The following is a 17,218-nucleotide window of genomic DNA, read 5'->3' on the forward strand; positions in this document are numbered from 1 at the left end:
AGGCGGCCCGGCCGAGACGCACGGGACTAATACGGGGACATGGGCTCTATAGGGGCCTGTGTCCCCGTATTGGTCCCGCGAACATCTGCGTGGACCCGCGAGCACCTGCGTGGTCCCGCGAGCATCTGCAGCACCAGACGTCCCATTCCGCCCGGTACTCACTATTGCCGAGTACCGGTACTCAGTGTTACGGTCTAGCGGTAGTCAACGTCACCGAGTAGCGACCCCTGCTCGGGCCGGCCGCAGCGCACGCAGAGGAGGGCCGCCCATGCCCAGCCCCATGACCGAGATGCTCAAGGGCACGCTCGAAGGGATCGTGCTGGCGATCCTCGCCGCAGGCCCCGCCTACGGGTACGAGATCACCGCTCGCCTGCGGGAGCAGGGCTTCGAGGACCTCGCCGAGGGCACCATCTACGCCCTGCTGGTGCGCATCGAGCAGAAGGGCCTGGTGGACGTCGAGAAGGTCCCCTCCCAGAAGGGCCCGCCCCGCAAGGTCTTCACCCTCAACCCCCAGGGCTCCGCCTCCCTCGCGGAGTTCTGGACCACCTGGGACTTCCTCGCCGGCAGCATCGAGCGCCTGCGAGAGCCCGCCCCGGCCCCCATCGGCCCCGAGACCGCCCTCGGCTCCGAGACCGCCATCGGCCCCAAGGCCGCCCTCGGCGGGGCCTCCGAGAACCCGCAGGCCCCTCACCCCCGCGACGACAGGACACGATCATGACCGCCAAGTGGATCGAAGCGATCACCGGCTCTCTCGAGCAGAAGAAGCAGTACCGCCAGGACATGGCCCGCATCGCGGCCCTCCCGCCCGCCTATCGGGAGGCCGCCACGGCCGTGAACCGCTACCTCACCTACTCCAGCGGCTTCACCGACGGGGAGACGCTGGCCCGCATGGTCACCGACCACGCCGACCTGTGGGAGCGCGCCGCGCTGGACGGCACCCCCGTGCGGGACGTCGTGGGGGAGGACCCCGTGGCCTTCGCCGAGGACTTCGCCCGCGCCTACGCCGGCAAGGAGTGGATCGACAAGGAGCGCGCCCGCCTGCGCGCCGCCATCGACGACGCCTCCCGCAGGGGCGGCACGTCATGACCGCGGCGCCCGCCCTCGCCCCACCGGCTCTCCGCGTGCGCGGGGTGACCAAGTCCTTCGGGGACCTCGCGGTGCTGCGCGGAGTCGACCTCGAGGTCGCCCGCGGCAGCATCCTCGCCCTGCTCGGCTCCAACGGCGCCGGCAAGACGACGCTGGTGCGGATCCTCGCCACCCTGCTCGCGGCCGATGCCGGCACCGCCGAGGTCGACGGCCACGACGTCGCGGCCGAGGCCCCGCAGGTGCGGGAGTCCCTCAGCCTGACCGGCCAGTTCGCCGCGGTCGACGAGGTGCTCACCGGGCGGGAGAACCTGATCCTCGTCGCCCGGCTGCGGCACCTGCCCCGTCCCGCGGCCGTGGCCGATGCGATGCTCGAGCGCTTCGCGCTGGCCGCGGCGGGCCGGCGCCGCGCCGGCACCTACTCCGGCGGCATGCGGCGCCGGCTGGACATCGCCATGAGCCTGGTCGGCGACCCGCCGGTGATCGTCCTGGACGAGCCGACCACGGGACTGGACCCGCAGTCCCGCCTGGAGGTGTGGCGGACCATCCGCGAGCTCGCCACCGGCGGGACGACCGTGCTGCTGACCACCCAGTACCTCGACGAGGCCGAGCAGCTCGCCGACCGCATCGCGATCCTCCACGAGGGCCGCATCGTGCACACCGGCACCCTCGCCGAGCTGCGCGCCCTGCTCCCCGCCGCCCCCGTAGAGATGGTGCAGAAGCAGCCCTCCCTCGAGGACGTGTTCCTCGCCCTCATCGGCCATGACGGCCCGCCCGCCACGGCCCCGTCCGGCCCCGCCGCGCAGGAGACCGCGTCATGACCGCCGCCGCCCATGCCCTCGCCGACACCCGCATCCTCGCCGGCCGCTCGCTGAAGCACATCCTGCGCAGCCCCGACACCATCATCACCACCGCGATCACCCCGATCGCCCTGCTGCTGCTGTTCGTCTTCGTGCTCGGCGGCGCGATCGACACCGGATCCGGCGGCTCATACATCGCGTACATGCTCCCCGGGATCCTGCTGATCACCATCGCCTCCGGGATCGCCTACACGGCCTACCGGCTGTTCATGGACAAGCAGGGCGGCGTCTTCGAGCGGCTGCGCTCGATGCCCATCGCCCGCTCCTCGGTGCTGTGGGCGCACGTGCTCACCTCCGTCGTCGCGAACCTCGCCTCCGTCGCGGTGGTCCTCGCCGTGGCGCTGCTGCTGGGCTTCCGCAGCGGCGCGGGGATCGGGGCATGGCTCGCGGTCGCCGGCATCCTCGCCCTGTTCACCCTGGCCCTGACCTGGGTCGCCGTGATCGCCGGGCTCACCGCCGGCAGCGTCGAGGGGGCCAGCGCCTTCAGCTACCCGCTCATCTTCCTGCCGTTCATCAGCTCCGCCTTCGTGCCCACGCAGTCGATGCCCGGCCCGGTCGCCTGGTTCGCGGAGCACCAGCCGGTGACCGCGATCGTCGACACGATCCGCGCGTTGCTGGCCCGGCAGAGCGTGGGCGGGGACATCTGGGTGGCCCTGGCCTGGATGGTGGGCGTGCTGGTCCTCGCCTGGATCGGCGCCGCCGCCGTCCAGCGCCGCGCGGCCCGCTGACGCGTCCGCGATCGCCGGCCCGCGCGCCGTCCGAGACCCGGATCCGGCGCGTCGGCCGGCGATCGTCAGGCCCGCTCCGCAATGCCGGGCGATGGCCCGGGCGAGGGGGGGGAGCGGGGTCGCCGCCTCCCCGGCCGCCGCGCAGCAGCGCGATGCCGAGGCCGATGAACCCGACGTGCACGATCACCTCGAGCCAGAGGGGCCCCGCGTAGTCACTCATGATGATCGTGAAGTCCGAGGCGGCATGGGTGAGCATGAGGGGCCAGATCCAGGAGAAGCGTGCCTGGTAGGCGGCCATCGCGAAGCCGGCGATCCCCGACAGCAGGACGTTGACCAGCACGTCGTCCACGGTGCGCGAGGTCGTCGCCAGGGCGGAGAGATGCTGCAGCCCGAACAGGGCCGCCGTGCCCAGCACCGCGCCGGTGCGGCCGAAGCCCCGGCGCAGCGTCCCCAGCACCGCGACCCGGCTGGTGAGCTCCTCGTTGATCCCCACCAGCAGCAGGGTCAGGCTCCACAGGCCCAGGCCCGGCGGCGGCACCGCGAGCCCGCCCGGGATCAGCGCCCAGATCCCCGCCTCGGCCACGAAGGGGATCAGCCACAGCGCCGCCCAGGGCGAGCGCCACAGCCGGCCGATGCCCGAGGACGACCACATGCGCAGCGCCGTGACCAGGACGATCGCGAAGACGACGCAGGCGAGGTTCGCGAACAGCCCCAGGTACCAGCCGCTGATCCCCAGCAGCGGCCCCAGCGCCAGGGCACCGAGGATCACGCCGAACCGGGCCGCATGGATCGCTGCGGCGATGGCCAGCGCAGCCGCGGGCGAGAGCGGCGCGGCGGGGTCTCGGGGCGCGGCAGGGTGCGGGGATCGGCTCACGCCTCGACCGTAGATCCCGGCCGGCGGCGCCGGAATCGGGAAAACCCGAGAGGCGACCCCCTGCTACCGTCGCAGCCATGGCCACGATCTTCGAGCATCTGCGCAGCGACGACGGCGAGCACGTCGGCTACATCGAGATCACCGAGGACGACGCGTTCATCCCCTACGACCTGCTGCGACGCCGCCGCGGCGAGCCGATGGACCTCGACGAGGCGGAGGCGGTGCTGGACGCCATCGGCCTGCGGCTGCTCGCCGAGGACTGGCTGCTGCTGGTGCCCGGCGAGGGCGAGGTGCCCGTGCGCATCCAGGAGGTCACCCGGGACGCGGTGACGGTGGCCCGCACCCTCGACGGCGGCTCGATCCACGTCGCGAAGACCGTCGACCTCACCACGACCACCCGCCTGGACCTGCCGACGGACCGCCTGCAGCCGCGTCTCTGACGGGGGCCGCTGCAGGCTCGTCGCTCAGCGCCCGCGGTTGCGGGGGTGCTGGCGGGCCTGCCGCTCGTTGCCATGCCGGTAGTTCCCGGTCAGGCGCGCCATCAGCTCCTGCGGATCCTCGGTCTCGACGTCCTCGAGGAAGTCGGCGGCACGGCGCCCGCGCAGGGTGGTGGCGGGGCGGCCGTGATGGGTGATCACCACGGCGTCCCCGCGCTCGACGTACTCGAACCCCTCCGGCGATCGCATGGGGCGAGGCTAGCCCGGCCCTCCCGCCGCCGCACCCGGATTTCCGGGCGGGACCGGACCCTCGCTCGCGTCCGCCGGCTCGACCGGCTGAGCGGGCTCGACGGGGTCGGCCGGGTCGGTGCGACGGGTGGAGTCGCCGGGGGCGGTGAGCTGGGTCGCCGCGTTCACGTGCCCGAGCTTCTCGGGGCTCATCACCCAGTGGATCTGCGCGATCCCTTCCTCGGAGGCCGTCACCGTGACCAGGGTCGTCACCCGGTCTCCCTCGCTCAGGGTGGCGGCGGCCTGGCCGTTCACCGTGATCCATCCGATCGCCTTGCCGGTCCAGAAGTGATGGGAGAACGCCGCCACGAACCGGGCGACGCGGGCGCGCCCGTGGACAGGGATCCTCGCGGCGAGCTTCACCCCGTTGCCGTCGGTGCGGCTGGCGACGTCCCGGGCCAGGAGGCCCTCCAGCTCCTGGACGTCGCCGCGGCGGGCCGCGGCGAGGAAGGCGTCGAGCAGCCGCCGCTGCTGCGCCGGCGCGACCGATGCCGGCCGCCCCGACGTCAGGTGCGCGCGGGCCCGGCGCACGAGCTGGCGGGCGTTCACCGCGCTCGTGGAGATGATCTCGGCGATGCGCGCGTAGGGGTAGTCGAACGCCTCCCGCAGGATGTACGCCGCCCGTTCCGTCGGCGTGAGCCGCTCCAGGGTGAGCAGCAGGGCGAGGTCGAGCGCCTCGCCGCGCTCGGCCCCGAGCGCGGGGTCGTCCTGCGTGGACACCGGTTCGGGGAGCCAGGGGCCGATGTACGTCTCCCGGCGGACCCGGGCGGACTGCAGCTGGGTGATCGCGAGCCGGGTGGTGATCGTCGCGAGGAAGGCCGGCGGGTCCTGCACCTGCGTGCGATCCGCGCCCTGCCAGCGGATCCACGTCTCCTGGAGGATGTCCTCGGCATCGGCCGCCGTGCCCAGCATCCGGTAGGCGATGCCGAACAGCCGCCGCCGCTGCGCGGCGAAGACCGCCGCCGCCGTCCCGAGATCGCCGTCCTCGCCCATCGTCGCCGCACCGCCCCTTCCGTGCTGCTGCGAACGTACCAGCATCCTCATCACCGTCCTTCCTGTCCGCGCGCCCTCCGGCCTCGCCCTCAGGGGGTGACCGGACCGGGCCCCGATCCGTGACAGGACGTGGCCGTTCTCACCGCGCTGTCACGGCAGCGGTCGCCGTCCGGTCCTTCCTCGTGGACGCCACCACCGGCATCCCCTCACGAAAGGCAGGGATATGGCACGGATCATCGTCATCGGAGGCACCGGCCTCATCGGATCGAAGGTCGTCGAGAAGCTGGCCGCGCACGGCCACGAGGCGGTCGCCGCATCGCCGCGCACCGGGGTCGACGCGTTCACCGGCGCGGGGCTGCGCGACGCGCTCGCCGGAGCGGACACCGTCGTGGACGTCTCGAACTCCCCCTCCTTCGCCCCGGCGGACGTGATGGAGTTCTTCACGACCTCGACCCGCCACCTCCTCGAGGCCGAGGCCGATGCGGGAGTGGCGCACCACGTCGCGCTCACCATCGTCGGCACGGACCGGCCGCAGGACATCGCGTACTTCGCGGCGAAGTCCGCGCAGGAGGCGCTGATCCGCGCCTCGGGCATCGGCTTCTCGCTCGTGCACGCCACGCAGTTCTTCGAGTTCGTCGGCGCGATCGCCGACATCGCGACCGAGGGGGACACGGTCACGCTCCCCGGCGCCCTCGTCCAGCCCATCGCCGCGGAGGACGTCGCCACCGCGGTCGCCCGCGCGGCCGCCGGCGCCCCCACGGGAGACCGGGAGATCGCAGGACCGGAGGCCTTCGGGATGGACGAGTTCGCGCGGCGCGCCCTCGCCTTCCGCGGGGACCGCCGCACGGTCGTCCGCGACGACAGCGCCCCGTACTACGGAGCGCAGATCGCCGAGCGCACCCTCGTCCCGGTAGAAGGGGCCGAGATCTTCCCGACCACCCTCGAGGAGTGGCTTCCGCGCAACCCCGCCCGCCCCTGAGGGGGACGGGGCGGGGCGCGGCCGAGCCACCGCGCCCCGCCCTGCCCTGCCCCGACCAGCCCCACCTCGCCTCGACCTGCCCCGCCCCGCCGGGCGGGAGCATCGGGGCCCGCTACCCTGCCAGGGTGAGCACTCCGCGCCCTCGCCGTCACGACCCGGACCGCCGGGACCGGATCATCGACGCCTGCCTGGACGTGATCGCCGAGCACGGCGTCGCCGGCACCTCGCACCGTCGCGTGGCCGCCGCGGCCGATGTCCCGCTGGGGTCGATGACCTACCACTTCGACGGCATGGACGCGCTGCTGCGGGAGGCGTTCACCCGCTTCGCCGACCAGGTCGCCACCCTCGCCGAGCGGCGCATGGCCGCCGCCGGCTCCCTCGAGGAGGCGCTGGACGCCTTCGCCGCGAACATCGAGGAGGACGTCTTCGGCACCCAGCGCGACCTCGTCATCACCCACGAGCTCTACACGCTGGCCGCACGGCGCCCCGAGTACCGCGACATCACCACCGCCTGGATGGCCCGCACCCGCGCCACCCTCGAGCCCTTCGTCGACAGCACCACCGCCGTGCTGCTGGACGCGATGAACGAGGGCCTCAGCATCCATCGGGCGCTGCATCAGCACAGCCCCCGCCCCGGCCTGGCCCGCGAGGCGATCGCCCGCCTGGTGCGGCCCGCCCCCTGACCTGCAGCCCCGACGCCCCCGCCCCGTTCTGGCCGGCGCGCCCGACCCACGCGGGTTGCCCGATGCGCCTGATGCGCACGGCGGCACCGGCTCGGCCGCGGCTGACCCGTCCTCCGCACTGCCCAGGGCCGGTCGACACCGGCTACCGTTCGCGGGCGCGCCGGCCCCTCGACCGCAGGGCCAGGACGAGCGCCGTCGCGGCGAGGTAGACGGATCCCGTGAGCACCCAGTCGGCCGGTCCGAACGAGCCGGAGAGCTCGGAAGGCAGCAGCGCGGATGCCAGGGCGATGGCGATGTGGAACCCGCCGTGCACACCGGCGGCCACCCACATCGAGCCCGTGACCAGGACGAGCGCGCCCGCGAACGCGCCGAAGCCGAGCGGGATCGTCAGGTACAGGACGAAGTCCAGCGCGCTCTGCTGCCCGCCGGAGGACACGAGGTGGATGATCGTGAAGGCGAGCGTCGTCCACAGCAGCGTCACCATCGGCCGGGCGCGGGTGACCGAGAACAGCCACCCGCGGTACAGCACCTCCTCCGGGATGCCCTGCAGCAGGTAGGCCTGTGCCACGGTGACCAGCACCAGGAGCCACGCGGCCGTGCGGGGCGCCGCGCCGCCGTCGGCGCCGGCCGCGCCGGGGTCGGGGTCGGAGCCGGGCGAGCCGCCCAGGAGCAGCGCGCCGATGCCGAGCACCACGGCCATCACGACCACGCTCGCGAGCGTCCCCGCGGCGAGGCCCCGCACCGCCGCAGCCCATCGCGCACCGCGCCGCGCCCGGGACGCAGGGGCGCCGGCCGCCGCGGGCTCGTCGGGGTCCAGCGGCCGCAGCACCACGTGCAGCGGGCGGCGCTCGACAGTCCGCATCCACAGCCCGACCAGCAGCACGACGCCGAGGCAGACCAGGGCGCACATCGCGACGGCCAGCAGACCCTGCGGCATGCTGTTCGGCGCGAAGCGCAGGGCGAGCGGGGTCAGCGCCGCCGCGGCGGCGAGGTTGGCGCCCAGCAGGATCGCGAGCGCCGCGACCGCCCGCACGAGCAGACCCCACCAGGCGATCGGGATCCGGGGCGCGGTGCGGCCGGGGCGGGACCCCTGGTCAGGGCCATCCCCGGCCCGTTCGGCGCGCGGCGGGCCGGAGTCGTCGGCGGACGGGGAGCGGGGCGGGGTCGGCGAGGCGGAGCCGGCGGCGGTATCCATGTCGTCGACGCTAGGGTCCGGTCCCGGCGGCCCCCAGCACCCGGGGTCATGACCGCCATGACGCAGGGCATCGGTGGGGCCGCGGGAGTCATGACCCCGGTCACGCGCGGCGGCCGCCGACCGCGGATACGGTGGGCGCATGCCAGTCCCGGCCCCGATCCCGACGCGCGTGCCCGCCGGACCGTCCCGGCCCGAAGCGGCCGTGACCCGGCGGCGCGTGCATCACCCGGCCCTGCTGGACGTGGTCCTCGGGATGGCCGTCGTGCTGTTCCTGAGCCGGTTCCTCCTCGACCTCTCCGGGAGGACGCCTCCGGGGGTGGCGGCGCTCGGGTGCGTGACGGCTGCGGCGATCATCGGCACGTGGATGCTCTGGCGGCGTCGACGCGAAGCGGGCACGGCCTCGTCCCGCCGGGTGGCGATCGCCTTCGCCGTGGTCGCGGCCGCGGCATACCTGCTGTCCAACAGCCTCTCGAGCATCGGCGTGCAGTGGGTCGCCACGCTCGTGCTCACCCTCGAGCTCGGGGTGCTGGCCAGCCTCGCCTACGCCGCGCTGATCGCGACGACGACCGTGGCGATCCACGCCCTCCTCGGCACGGGCCTCGCCCAGGGCATGCTCGAGGGTATCGGGGTGACGCTGCTGCTCGTGGTCGGCATCGAGTTCGCGGTGCTGCTGCGCAGCGCCGAACGGCTGGATGCCGACCGTCTGGCGGCGCTCGATGCCGCCGAGCGGGCCAATGCCGATCTGGCCGCGGCGAACGCCCAGCTGCGGGAGGCCAACGCCGATCTCGAGGACGCCAACATGCAGCTGCGCCGCGAACGGGGGCATGCGCAGGATCTCGCCCTCGCGGAGGAGCGGGCCCGCATCGCGACCGCGCTGCACGACGGCCTGGGCCATCGGCTCACCGCCATCGGGCTGAGCCTGGACTACAGCGCCCGGATGCGCGAGCGCGAGCCCGAGCGGGCGGCTGCCGAGGTCCGCCTCGCCCGGGCGACCGCCTCCGACGCCCTCGAGGAGATGCGGCGCGTCGTGCGTGCCATGCACCCCGTCACGACCGACGCGGACGACATCGCGGGGTCCCTCGCCGCCCTCGCCCAGTCCTTCGCCTCCACCGGGCTCGAGGTCGCGTTCCGGCGCGAGGGGACCGGGGGCATCGGCCGGGAGCAGGGCCTGCTCCTGCTGCGCGTCGCGCAGGAGGGGCTCACGAACGTCGTACGGCACGCGGGCGCCTCGCGCGCCGAGCTGCGGCTCGAGCACGAGGGTCCTGCCGTGCGGCTCCTCGTGCTCGACGACGGGAGGGGCGCGGACGTCCCCGGCGGCCCGGACGCCCCGCCCGGCATCACCCGGGGGTTCGGCCTGCGCTCGATGGGGGAGCGGGCCCAGCTCCACGGAGGTCAGGTCGGGATCGCCGTCGGCGCGGGCCTGGAGCGGGCCGATGGCGGCGCCGGCGTCGCGCTGCGCCTCGACCTGCCCGCCGCCGCGGACCGCGAGCGCGCGGCATGAGCAGCGCGGAGGGCCCGGCCCCGTGGCGCGTCGTGGTCGTCGACGACCATGAGCTGCTGCGGCGCGGACTGCGTCTCGTGCTCGAGACGATCGACGACCTCGCCGTCGTGGGCGAGGCCGCCGACGGGCACGAGGCGCTCGCCGTCATCGCGGCCCGGGCGCCGGACGTCGTGATCACCGATGCGCGCATGCCGGGTCTCGACGGACTGGGGCTGGTGCGGGCCTGCACGACGGCGCATCCCGGGCTGCCGCTGCTCGTCCTGACGACCTTCGAGGACGCCGCGCTCGTGCGGGCCCTCGTCGACGCCGGCGCCGCCGGGTACCTGCTCAAGGACATCGCCCCGGACCGGCTGGCCGAGTCGGTGCGCGCCGTCGCCGAGGGCGGTCTCGTGCTCGACCCCCGCATCGCCCGGCACGCCCGCTCCCCGGGACCGGAGGACGATGCCGCTGCCGCGCCGCTCGCGATCCTCACCCGCAGCGAGCGCGCGGTCGCCGGCGGCGTCGCGCAGGGTCGCACCAACGGCGAGATCGCGGCGTCCCTGCACCTGGCCGAGGGCACGGTGAAGAACCACGTGTCCGCGCTGCTGCGCAAGCTCGAGGCCCGGGACCGGACGGCGCTCGCGCTGCAGCTGGCGAAGGCGCTCGGCCGCGAGCTGCCCTGACGCCGGGACCGGCACCGTCCCGGTGCCATCCGCCGGGCCGGGGCGGACGGCCGCGCCGGCTCGCGCCGCAGGTGAGCCCCGATACCTGCACGGGTAGCCACATGTTGGGCGGGTGCGTCCCGCGGGGCGGACCCGTCGCTACCGTGGGCGGGCAACCCCCGCCACGGAAAGGGCCCCCTATGTCGGATTCCCATCTCACGTCCACCTTCGAGCAGGTGCTCCGGCGGAACCCCGGCGAGCCCGAGTTCCACCAGGCCGTGCGCGAGGTCTTCGACTCCCTCGAGGTCCTCGAGGAGGCCGGCAGCGAGTACGCCGACCTCAGCATCCTGTCCCGCCTGTGCGAGCCCGAGCGGCAGATCATCTTCCGCGTCCCGTGGGTGGACGACACCGGCACGGTCCGCGTCAACCGCGGCTTCCGCGTCGAGTACAACTCGGCGCTCGGCCCGTACAAGGGCGGCCTGCGCTTCCACCCGAGCGTGAACCTCGGCATCGTGAAGTTCCTCGGCTTCGAGCAGATCTTCAAGAACTCCCTGACCGGCCTGCCCATCGGCGGCGGCAAGGGCGGCTCCGACTTCAACCCGCGCGGCCGCAGCGACGGCGAGGTCATGCGCTTCTGCCAGTCGTTCATGACCGAGCTGCACCGCCACATCGGCGAGTACACCGACGTCCCCGCCGGCGACATCGGCGTGGGCGGCCGCGAGATCGGCTTCCTCTTCGGCCAGTACAAGCGCCTGACCAACCGCTACGAGGCGGGCGTCCTCACCGGCAAGGGCCTCAGCTGGGGCGGCTCCCTGGTGCGCACCGAGGCCACCGGCTACGGCGCGACCATCTTCGCCGACGAAATGCTCAAGGCCCGTGGCTCCTCCCTCGAGGGCCGCCGCGTCGCCGTCTCCGGCTCCGGCAACGTCGCGATCTACGCGATCGAGAAGACCCACCAGCTGGGCGGCACCGCGATCACCGCCTCCGACTCGAGCGGCTACGTCGTGGACGAGGCCGGCATCGACCTGGAGCTGCTCAAGCAGATCAAGGAGGTCGAGCGCGGCCGCATCGCCGAGTACGCCGAGCGCCGCGGCGACTCCGCGCGCTTCGTGGCCGGCGGCAGCGTCTGGGACGTGCCGGTGGACATCGCCCTGCCCTCGGCCACCCAGAACGAGCTCGACGCCGAGGCCGCGCGCACCCTCGTGCGCAACGGCGTCCAGGCGGTCTCCGAGGGCGCCAACATGCCCGCGACCCCCGAGGCGATCGGCATCTTCCGCGAGGCCGGCGTCGCCTTCGGCCCGGGCAAGGCGGCCAACGCCGGCGGCGTGGCGACCTCCGCGCTGGAGATGCAGCAGAACGCCGCCCGCGACGCGTGGAGCTTCGAGCACACCGAGGAGCGTCTCACGCAGATCATGCGCGACATCCACGCCACCTGCCTGGAGACCGCCGAGCTCGTCGGCCGGCCGGGCGACTACGTCGTCGGCGCCAACGTCGCCGGCTTCAAGAAGGTGGCCGATGCGATGGCCGCCTTCGGCGTGATCTGATCCGCTGCCGGCCCGAGGGTCGATGACGCGAAGGGCCGATGACCGTGCTGGTCATCGGCCCTTCCGTGTTCCGAGCTATGCGGATGCGGCATCGATGCGGGCGTAGGTCGTCCCCCGACGCCCTTGGCCTCCGTCGCGCCGGACCAGTCCTCGCTCCATCAGGCTCGTCAGGGCGTAGCGGACCTGCCGGACGGAAAGCCCTGTCGTGGCTTCGAGCTCCCGGACCGTGAGAGCGTCTTGTCCCAAGGCGTCGAGGATCAATGGACCGTTGTGCACGGGGATCGGTCCGGAGGCCAGTTCGAGCGGCATTGGCGAAGCCTGAGCCGTCCCGTCGGGTGCGAGGGTCATCGGCGGCGACGCCTCGATGTCCACATCCGCCAGATTCCAGCGGCTGAGCTGAGAGATCTGGTCGACGGCCTCCTGAGCCGACATCGGCGAGAACGCGTCTCGGAGCGAATCGATGTCCCACGGTTCGCCATCGCGAGTCATGATCAGCACTTGTTTCTGCAGGTGGGTGAGTGCGCGGTCTCCAGCGGCGCGGCGGAGCCAGGCGCGGTCCTCCGTCGAGAAGGCAGAGCCTCTCCAGAGCAAGGCTCTGAACTGGACCCCGGTGTCGACGAGCTTCGGCCGATGCAGGTCCGATTCGACGGCAGAACGGAGGATCTCGGAGACCCCGCCCCCCTCGCCCTCGATGATGTTCTGTCCGTCGTCCGTGCGAAGGAGCCGGGCGATCGCGTACAGGCGTTGGTTCACGGCCGCGCGGGCGAAGCCTCCACTGGTGATCTGCGACAGCGTCACGCCTCGGAGGCCTCCTGGGCTTGCGATGATCAGGGCCTGATCGGTGATCCGGACGTCGACCGACAGCCCGGCCCCCAGCGAGTCCGGACCCAGGTCTCGATGCACGAGGGCATTGGCGAGTGCTTCACGCACGGCGCGCAACGGCAGCTCGGGGACATTGCGCATATGACCGTCCGGTTGATACTCCTGCCGGGTCGTCAGATTCGATGAGACCCAGCTCAGGAGTCCCTCCAGCAGATCTGGAAGCGGGCCGTCGAAATGCCGCAGGTTCTGGGTGCGAGCAGGTCCTCCGTCGCGTGGGAGCCTTACGGCCGCCGTCACCTCGAAGGCGGGGAACTTGCCCTGTGGGTAGTTGCCCAGGGCGTACAAGCCGGCCACTGTCAGATCCGCCGCTGAAGTGGCGACTCCCATCTGCCGCAGGATCGCCAGGTCCGTCTGGTCGCGCAGTCGTCTCGATGAAGCTCGCGCCCTGCGGAGAAAGGCGTGCAGCAGGTCCTCGTCCAGGTCGTCGAGGCTGCTCCCTGGCACCGCTGCCAGGTCGTACTGGGTGCGTTCTGTCGTATGGAGCTTCTCCACCTCGAGCATGTGCAGTGCTGCAGGGCTCATCGCATAGTCGCCGTCGGCCTGCCGGAGGTAGGCGATCCCGCGGTACCGAGCGGGCTTCATCGACGGGGGAAGGCCGGTGACGCGGACGGTGACGACCTGGATCCCGTCATAGTCGATCGTCGCTGTCCTCAGATGGGGTGATGGAACGACCGCGTTCTGAGCCACGCTGGCGAGGCCGGATTCGATGGCCGCGGAGTCAGGGACGCCGGTGATCGAGAAGTCCCCTGCTTCACTGACGCCGAGTACGACGAGTCCGCCATCAGGCATGTTCGCGAAGGCGCAGAGAGTCTCGCCGATGCTCTCCGGCAGTCCTCCTGCGGCACGCTTCACCTCGACATCGGTGCTGTCGCCACGATGTATCCGCAGCTCGTCCAGGACGGCGTCCAACTGCTCACGCGTGATCGACATACATACAAACATACAGAGTGACATTGGCAGCGTGCAAGTGATGGATGTATGTGTGTGTCAGATGCGCAGGGACACCTCCCGTGCCCTTGTCGGGGCGGCAGGGGTGCCGCCTCTGCGAGCTCGCGTCCACGGGCGCGTCCATCGGGGCGCGAGTCGGTGGATGCTCCCGATGCTGGCGGCTCGACTCGATCCGGTCTCGCTGACGCGTCGATCGCGGCTCACGCCACCCCCAGCATCGCGGCGAGCGTGCCGCGCAGCTGCGGCAGCACCCGCGCGTGCAGCGCGCTGTGCTCGGCGCGCCCGGCCACGTGCACGAGCATGGCGGTGCGCTCGTAGGCGGTCCAGGCCCGCATCCGCGAGCGCAGGGCCGAGGTCTCCTCCACGAGGCCGCCCAGCTTGGCGCAGCGGGCGCGGTACTCCTGGACGAAGCCGGCCGCCTGCTCCTCGGTCATCGGCACGTACCAGGGGCCGGCATGGACGGGCCCGCCGATGATCGCGAGGTCGCGGGCCGGGTCGTCGGCCATCGCCCATTCGAAGTCGATGTACGCGCAGCGCCCGTCCTCCCAGACGATGTTGGTCGCGCACAGGTCCCCGTGGCAGAGCGTCCACCGCGGGGCGGCGTCGATCTCCTCCGCGGCGGCGGCGCACTCCTGACCGGCGGCCGCGATCAGCGGGGCCAGGCCGTGCGGATCGCCGGGCGCGAGCTGCGCGGGCCACTGCGCGAACAGCGCCCCGGTCTCCTCGGCCCAGGACGGCGCCCGCCACGGCTCATCGGTGCGGTGCAGCTCCGCCAGGCGCCGGGCGTGCGCGCGCAGGTGCGCCGGCGTCCACACCTCGGGCGCGAGGATGCGTCCGGGCATGTGGGTGGTGACCAGGCACGGGCGGCCGATGGGGCTGCGGGCGGCGTCCTCGTGCAGCGCCAGCGGCTGGGGGCCTAGGCCCTCGGGGATGCGCTCGAGGGCGAGGACCTCGCCCGCCATCGCCGGGGCGTGGAGGGCCTCGTCCTGCCAGGGGATGCGGACGGTGAGCACGGGCCCGGCCTCGGGGCGGATCTCCCAGGCCTCGAAGGACTCGCCCCGTCCCATCCGGGTGACGTGGACGACGGCGGCGGGGTCGGGGGCCGGTGCGGCGGGGACGAGGGCGCCGCAGCGCCAGGCCTCCGCGAGGCGGTGCCCGAGCGCGGCATGCTCGGCGTCGGTCGCCGCTGCGGTGCTGATCACCGGCTCATCCTACGGCCGCCGGGGCGGATGTTGCAGTGGTCACATCTGCGGCGTCGAGGACCGTCGGCGCGGTCGGTGGGAGCCGGCAAAAGGCCTGTGACCTGCGATGACGGGCGGCGAACGCTTAATGCAGATGATTCTCAGTACATGCTAGGTTCTTCCTATGCATCTGATGAGAACCGTTGTCACGAAACGATCGGCCCTGATCCTCACGGGCGTCCTCGCGCTCGCCGCCTGCGGAGGGCCCTCGACCGACGCGGGGACCACCACGGGAGCCTCCGACGCGGGCGGCGCCACGGCGACCGCCGAGCGCGCGGATCCCGTCGAGGTCGGCGCCCTCACTCCCCGCATCACGCTCGCCCACGACGGCGGCGTGACCACCATCGACTCCGCCGACGGCGCGGTCCTCGGCAGCGCCGAGCTCGAGGGCTACCTGCGCCTGGGCCCGGCCGGCGACGGCCGCCACGTCATGGTCGCCGGCAGCGGAGGCTTCAGCGCCTTCGACACCGGCCTGTACGAGCAGGCCCACGGCGACCACTCGCACTTCTACACCGTGGAGCCGGCGCTGACCGGGCTCCAGGTCGAGGCCTCCGAGCCCGGCCACGTCGTCCCCCACGGCGACCGCACCGCCCTGTTCGCCGACGGCACCGGCGAGATCACGATCTTCGACCCGGCGGGCCTGGCCGAGGGCACCCTCGGCGACGTCGTCACCGTCGAGTCCGACGCCCCGCACCACGGCGTCGCCGTGCCGCTGTCCGACGGCGGCGTGCTGCGCACCGAGGGCACCGCCGACGCCCGCACCACCGTCCTCGTCGAGGACGCCGACGGCCACGAGATCGCCCGCACCGACGACTGCCCCGGCGTCCACGGCGAGGCCACCGCCCAGCCCACCGACTCCGGCGACGTCGTCACCCTGGGCTGCGAGAACGGGCCGGTCGTCTACCGCGACGGCGCCTTCCACAAGGTCCCGGTCACCACCGACTACCAGCGCTCGGGCAACCAGAAGGGCTCCGAGGCCTCGCCGATCGTCCTGGCCGACAACAAGGTCGAGGCCGAGCCCGCCGGCGGCACCGAGCACCCCACCTCGATCGCCCTGATCGACACCCGCACCGACACCATGAAGACCGTCGAGCTCGGCTCGACCTACTGGTTCCGGTCCATCGACCGCGGCGAGAACGGCGAGGCCCTGGTCCTCACCGCCGACGGCGAGCTCAACATCATCGACCCCGAGTCCGGCGAGATGCTGCACGAGGTCCCCGTGATCGGCGAGTGGTCCGAGCCGGAGGAGTGGCAGACCGCCGGCCCGATGATGGCCGTCGCCGACGGCACCGCCTTCGTCGTGGACCCGCAGGCCAAGAAGCTGCACATGGTCGACATCGCCAGCGGCGAGATCTACCGCGAGCTGGACCTGCCCGTCATCCCCCACGAGATCCAGGTGACCACCGGCACCCCCTCCGGCGAGGTCCACGTCGCCGGGGCCGGCTCCGAGGACTCCCATGAGGGCCACGATCACGCCGAGGGCGAGCACGAGGACCACGCCTCCGACGCCGGCGGCGCCGAGGACTCCCACGAGGGCCACGACCACGCCGAGGGCGAGGGCCACTGATCCGGTCCGCCTGACGCGCTGCGTCCCACCCCGCACCGCCGCCCCGGTCCTGATCGGGGCAGCACTCCCTGCCCGCCGCCCCGGTCCCCATCGGGGCGGCGCGTGCACGGAAGGGTCTGTGAGGGCCGCCGACATGGTCACCGCCCAGTCGGCGGCCCTCGCGGGCCCTCTTCTGCATGCCCGGGCCCTTCTGCATGCCCGGGCCGCGCCCGTCAGGCGGTGCGGACCTCCCACTCCTCGACGTCCCCGGGCACCACCGTCAGCAGCGGATGCGCCGGGATCGCACCGCCGCCCTCGTCCTCGCCGGGCGGCAGCTGCGGCAGCCATTCCGGGGCCCGCGCCGCGACCTTCCTCCGCAGGTGCTCGAGCTCGTAGGCCAGCTGGCCTGCGGTGACGGGGATCGGATCGAGATCCGATACGGGGGCCGGCCGCAGGATCCGGCTCGCGTCGAAGCGGTAGCCGCGCGCCGTCGCCTCCTCCTGCAGGCCGCGCAGGTACGCCCCGATCGCCGACTCCGGATCCGGGTGCGCCCGCAGCCGCGTCAGCTGCGGGTGCCGGGTGTAGCCGCGGGTGCCGCCGGCCAGCACCTTCTGCGCGAGCAGCCCCTCGCGCCAGCACGCGACCAGGGCCGCGCGGTCGAGGATCGAGGGGTGCAGGCTCCACAGTCGCATGCGCCGATCATGCCCGATGGCGCCGCCGCGGGCGTCGTCGCTGTCGCCTCCATCGCTCCCGCTCTCGAGGCCGAGCCCTCTCGCCGTCGCCCCCGTCGGCGGC

General features: G+C 73.2%; 16 protein-coding genes and 2 pseudogenes. 11 read left to right on the top strand and 7 right to left on the bottom strand.

Going from position 1 to position 17,218, the window contains the following annotated elements; translation table 11 throughout:
* Nucleotides 1–268 precede the first annotated feature (268 nt).
* The 4 genes and pseudogenes from ABD234_RS11090 to ABD234_RS11105 all read left to right on the top strand — a co-directional run.
* A pseudogene (locus ABD234_RS11090) lies at nt 269–586 on the top strand (PadR family transcriptional regulator); the annotation flags it as partial.
* 128 nt (nt 587–714) lie between these two features.
* On the top strand, nt 715–1,086 hold the full coding sequence (locus ABD234_RS11095) for a DUF1048 domain-containing protein (protein ID WP_344356117.1): 372 nt from the start codon (nt 715–717) through the stop codon (nt 1,084–1,086).
* Entirely contained in the window at nt 1,083–1,904 is an 822-nt protein-coding gene (locus tag ABD234_RS11100; protein ID WP_344356119.1) for an ABC transporter ATP-binding protein, read from the top strand. The genes ABD234_RS11095 and ABD234_RS11100 overlap by 4 nt, the downstream gene beginning before the upstream one ends.
* The gene (locus ABD234_RS11105) at nt 1,901–2,671 is read left to right on the top strand and encodes an ABC transporter permease (RefSeq protein ID WP_344356122.1); all 771 of its coding nucleotides are present in this window, start codon (nt 1,901–1,903) and stop codon (nt 2,669–2,671) included. Before ABD234_RS11100 ends, ABD234_RS11105 begins: the two co-directional genes overlap by 4 nt.
* A 241-nt stretch (nt 2,672–2,912) precedes the next feature.
* Here the strand turns inward: ABD234_RS11105 and ABD234_RS19190 are convergent.
* A pseudogene (locus tag ABD234_RS19190) lies at nt 2,913–3,323 on the bottom strand (CPBP family intramembrane glutamic endopeptidase); the annotation flags it as partial.
* Nucleotides 3,324–3,622: 299 nt separating this feature from the next.
* Here ABD234_RS19190 and ABD234_RS11110 point away from each other — a divergent pair.
* Complete coding sequence (locus ABD234_RS11110; RefSeq protein WP_038372700.1) at nt 3,623–3,985, top strand: hypothetical protein; 363 nt, start codon at nt 3,623–3,625, stop codon at nt 3,983–3,985.
* Between the two features lie 24 nt (nt 3,986–4,009).
* On the opposite strand, the gene ABD234_RS11115 is transcribed toward ABD234_RS11110, so the two are convergent.
* Both ABD234_RS11115 and ABD234_RS11120 read right to left on the bottom strand, forming a co-directional pair.
* Nucleotides 4,010–4,231 carry a hypothetical protein gene (locus ABD234_RS11115; RefSeq protein WP_038372699.1) on the bottom strand — a complete coding sequence of 74 codons (222 nt, stop codon included), beginning with the start codon at nt 4,229–4,231 and terminating at the stop codon, nt 4,010–4,012.
* 9 nt (nt 4,232–4,240) lie between these two features.
* Nucleotides 4,241–5,314: an RNA polymerase sigma-70 factor gene (locus ABD234_RS11120; protein WP_344356128.1), complete on the bottom strand. Its 1,074-nt coding sequence runs from the start codon at nt 5,312–5,314 to the stop codon at nt 4,241–4,243.
* A 172-nt stretch (nt 5,315–5,486) separates the two neighbouring features.
* On the opposite strand from ABD234_RS11120, the gene ABD234_RS11125 reads away from it, so the two are divergent.
* Together ABD234_RS11125 and ABD234_RS11130 are read left to right on the top strand one after the other, a co-directional pair.
* A complete protein-coding gene (locus ABD234_RS11125; RefSeq protein WP_344356131.1) occupies nt 5,487–6,242 on the top strand; it encodes an SDR family oxidoreductase in 756 nt (251 codons plus the stop codon).
* A gap of 125 nt (nt 6,243–6,367) precedes the next feature.
* A complete protein-coding gene (locus tag ABD234_RS11130) occupies nt 6,368–6,925 on the top strand; it encodes a TetR/AcrR family transcriptional regulator (RefSeq protein ID WP_344356135.1) in 558 nt (185 codons plus the stop codon).
* A 142-nt stretch (nt 6,926–7,067) separates the two neighbouring features.
* Here ABD234_RS11130 and ABD234_RS11135 read toward each other — a convergent pair whose 3' ends face one another.
* Complete coding sequence (locus ABD234_RS11135; protein WP_344356137.1) at nt 7,068–8,120, bottom strand: CPBP family intramembrane glutamic endopeptidase; 1,053 nt, start codon at nt 8,118–8,120, stop codon at nt 7,068–7,070.
* 139 nt (nt 8,121–8,259) lie between these two features.
* Here ABD234_RS11135 and ABD234_RS11140 point away from each other — a divergent pair, with 139 nt between their 5' ends.
* The 3 genes from ABD234_RS11140 (at nt 8,260) to gdhA (ending at nt 11,806) form a co-directional block, all read left to right on the top strand.
* The gene (locus ABD234_RS11140; RefSeq protein ID WP_344356139.1) at nt 8,260–9,621 is read left to right on the top strand and encodes a sensor histidine kinase; all 1,362 of its coding nucleotides are present in this window, start codon (nt 8,260–8,262) and stop codon (nt 9,619–9,621) included.
* A complete protein-coding gene (locus ABD234_RS11145; RefSeq protein ID WP_344356141.1) occupies nt 9,618–10,283 on the top strand; it encodes a response regulator in 666 nt (221 codons plus the stop codon). Before ABD234_RS11140 ends, ABD234_RS11145 begins: the two co-directional genes overlap by 4 nt.
* A 179-nt stretch (nt 10,284–10,462) precedes the next feature.
* Nucleotides 10,463–11,806 (top strand): NADP-specific glutamate dehydrogenase, encoded by a 1,344-nt coding sequence (gene gdhA, locus ABD234_RS11150; RefSeq protein WP_344356144.1) that lies wholly within the window; start codon nt 10,463–10,465, stop codon nt 11,804–11,806.
* A gap of 75 nt (nt 11,807–11,881) precedes the next feature.
* Here gdhA and ABD234_RS11155 read toward each other — a convergent pair whose 3' ends face one another.
* Together ABD234_RS11155 and ABD234_RS11160 are read right to left on the bottom strand one after the other, a co-directional pair.
* The gene (locus ABD234_RS11155; protein ID WP_344356147.1) at nt 11,882–13,618 is read right to left on the bottom strand and encodes an ATP-binding protein; all 1,737 of its coding nucleotides are present in this window, start codon (nt 13,616–13,618) and stop codon (nt 11,882–11,884) included.
* 218 nt (nt 13,619–13,836) lie between these two features.
* Nucleotides 13,837–14,838 (bottom strand): aminoglycoside phosphotransferase family protein, encoded by a 1,002-nt coding sequence (locus tag ABD234_RS11160; RefSeq protein WP_344356150.1) that lies wholly within the window; start codon nt 14,836–14,838, stop codon nt 13,837–13,839.
* 172 nt (nt 14,839–15,010) lie between these two features.
* On the opposite strand from ABD234_RS11160, the gene ABD234_RS11165 reads away from it, so the two are divergent.
* A complete protein-coding gene (locus tag ABD234_RS11165; RefSeq protein WP_344356153.1) occupies nt 15,011–16,444 on the top strand; it encodes a hypothetical protein in 1,434 nt (477 codons plus the stop codon).
* A gap of 212 nt (nt 16,445–16,656) precedes the next feature.
* Here ABD234_RS11165 and ABD234_RS11170 read toward each other — a convergent pair whose 3' ends face one another.
* Entirely contained in the window at nt 16,657–17,115 is a 459-nt protein-coding gene (locus ABD234_RS11170; RefSeq protein ID WP_344356155.1) for a pyrimidine dimer DNA glycosylase/endonuclease V, read from the bottom strand.
* Nucleotides 17,116–17,218 lie beyond the last annotated feature (103 nt).

It is taken from the genome of Brachybacterium phenoliresistens (genome assembly GCF_039530785.1).
GTDB classification, from domain to species: domain Bacteria; phylum Actinomycetota; class Actinomycetes; order Actinomycetales; family Dermabacteraceae; genus Brachybacterium; species Brachybacterium phenoliresistens.